Annotated in this window: 3 protein-coding genes; all 3 read left to right on the top strand. The window is 58.6% G+C overall.

What is annotated here, in order from left to right:
- The coding region (locus NKJ08_RS38490; RefSeq protein ID WP_352786358.1) for a sensor histidine kinase at window positions 1-329 on the top strand (329 nt) is incomplete at its 5' end.
- A complete protein-coding gene (locus NKJ08_RS38485) occupies window positions 326-1018 on the top strand; it encodes a response regulator transcription factor (protein ID WP_352786356.1) in 693 nt (230 codons plus the stop codon). The genes NKJ08_RS38490 and NKJ08_RS38485, both read left to right, overlap by 4 nt.
- A gap of 56 nt (window positions 1019-1074) precedes the next feature.
- Entirely contained in the window at window positions 1075-1536 is a 462-nt protein-coding gene (locus tag NKJ08_RS38480; RefSeq protein WP_352786354.1) for a PTS sugar transporter subunit IIA, read from the top strand.
- Window positions 1537-2308 lie beyond the last annotated feature (772 nt).

Raw genomic sequence — 2308 nt, 5'->3', positions numbered from 1 at the left:
AATACGCGCCGCCAGCTTCGACGATCCGCCTGCAGGCCTGGACCGACAATGGCGTCGTCATCCTGCAGATCATGGATGAGGGACCAGGCATCCCGCCTGATGATCTGGAGCGGATTTTCGACACCTTCTACCGGGTGCGCAAGGGCGATCAGGTCCGTGCCGGCACTGGGCTTGGACTCTCGATCTGCCGTGGCTTCATCGAAGCGATGGGCGGAACGATTTCGGCGGCAAACCGAACCGATCGCTCGGGTGCGGTCTTCACCATAGGAATGCCGGCGCCGTCGGAACTGCCCGACGTAAACGAATCCGATGTGGACGATCTGGCATGACGAATTCGGAGGTCAGGATACTGGTCGTCGATGACGAGCCGCCGATCCGCAAGCTGCTTAGGGTCGGCCTTGGCAGCCAGGGCTATGCGGTCAGCGAGGCGCCGAACGCCAGGGCGGCGATTGAACTCATCGAGACGGAAAAGCCAGACCTTGTGCTGCTCGATCTCGGCCTGCCCGGCATGGGCGGGCATGAGCTGCTGCGCAAATGGCGGGATGATGGCCTGGACATTCCCGTGGTTATTCTTTCGAGCCGCACTGATGAGGCCGGCATCGTCTCGGCCCTCGAACTCGGCGCCGACGATTATGTCACCAAGCCATTCGGTATGAACGAGCTCGTCGCGCGCATCCGCGTGGCGCTTCGCCACAAGTTCCAGCAGCAGGGCGAAAAGCCGGTGTTCCACACCGGCGATCTCTCCGTCGATCTGGTGAAGCGCATCGTCAAGGTCGAGGACAAGGAGATAAAGCTCTCGCCGAAGGAATACGACATTCTTCGCATCCTCGTGCAGCATGCCGGCAAGGTTCTCACCCACCATTTCCTGCTGAAACAGGTGTGGGGCGATTCGACCGACGTGCAGTATCTCCGGGTCTACGTCCGCCAGCTCAGGCAAAAGATCGAGAAGACGCCCGACCAGCCGCGCTACATCACCACCGAGACCGGCGTCGGCTACCGTCTGCGCGAGGTCGAGTGAGGGGGCGTCAACGTGCACTCCAATTCTGCTCGCCAGACAAATCAAATGAGAACGATATGAAAGTCGTCGAATTCATCCGGCCGGAAAGCGTGGTCATTGACCTCGCGGCTAAGTCGAAATCTCGTGTTCTTCAGATCATGTCGGCGAAAGCCGGCGAGACGCTCGGGATCGCCGAGGGCTCGATCTTGCAAGCGCTTCTTGGCAGGGAGAAGTTGGGTTCCACCGGGATCGGCGAGGGGATCGCCATTCCCCATACACGGTTGCAGGGTGTGAGCGAACCATTCGGCATGCTCGCCAAGCTGGTTAAAGCCATCGATTTTGAGGCCATCGACGGTGTCCCAGTGGACATTATTTTCCTACTGCTGATGCCGAGCGAAAGCAAAAATGAACACCTCAACGCGCTTGCTTGCGTCGCACGGCAGTTGCGTTCGCAAGAGGTTTTGAAAAACATCCGGAACGCCATGGGCGTCGAGGAATTATACGAGGCGATAACTCTTCAGGCGACATCGTTACAATGAATCAATGAAGCGTAGACATGAAAGCTGGTCGGCTTGAAACGATGCGCTCTCCAGCCACCGGAGGGCTGGGCGGCTGGAGAATGTCAATGGACTGATCGTCCGCCCAGCGGGCCGGGACGGATAACAGCCGGGACTGACAAGCAAGAAGCCGACTTAGCTGATCAGCGGCGGCGATCCAGGCGTCAAGCATGGAACAGTTCCCTAGCGCGTCCCGGCTGAGCAAGAAAGATTCAGGTACCTCCGCCTTTTCGTTAGGGGGGAAAGGAGGCGCTGCCCCCTCTCTTGGTTCCGGACCATTCCCTGCTGCGGCGCCGCAAGCATGAGCTGGGCGTCGCGAGCGATATCGACGAAACCGACGCCGGCGTATGGACCAATGTTGAAAGGGGGCGCAAGCCTGCTCCCCTCTATGAGCAGGTGCTGCTGCAGTGGGATGGCTTGCACTCATCATGCTGTCGCGGGATGCCGTAGCCGACCAAGAAGATGCGGTTGATGAAGAAGCTGATTTGACTGCAGCGCACCGGCTTAAACGCCGCCTGTCATCTGACAGGTAATCAGAAAGTTGACGCCCTGAGCGACTTTCTACCTGTAGGGCATTGGGCTCAAGCCGGATAGTTGAGCTTAGCTATTTGCCACGCCAACAGCTGCACCGCCGTTCGCCTTTTGTGCTTCGAGATGTTGCATAAAAAGGCAGTGTGGAATTGGGAGGGAAATCTCCAGAAACCGGAACTCATCCCATTCAAGACCTCAGCTCTGACGAATGCCAGTTCCCATG

The organism is Mesorhizobium sp. M0244, from assembly GCF_040321795.1.
In the GTDB taxonomy this organism is placed as follows: domain Bacteria; phylum Pseudomonadota; class Alphaproteobacteria; order Rhizobiales; family Rhizobiaceae; genus Mesorhizobium.
The sequence above is the reverse complement of the archived record's forward strand: the minus strand, read 5'-3'. Positions and strand labels throughout refer to the sequence as shown.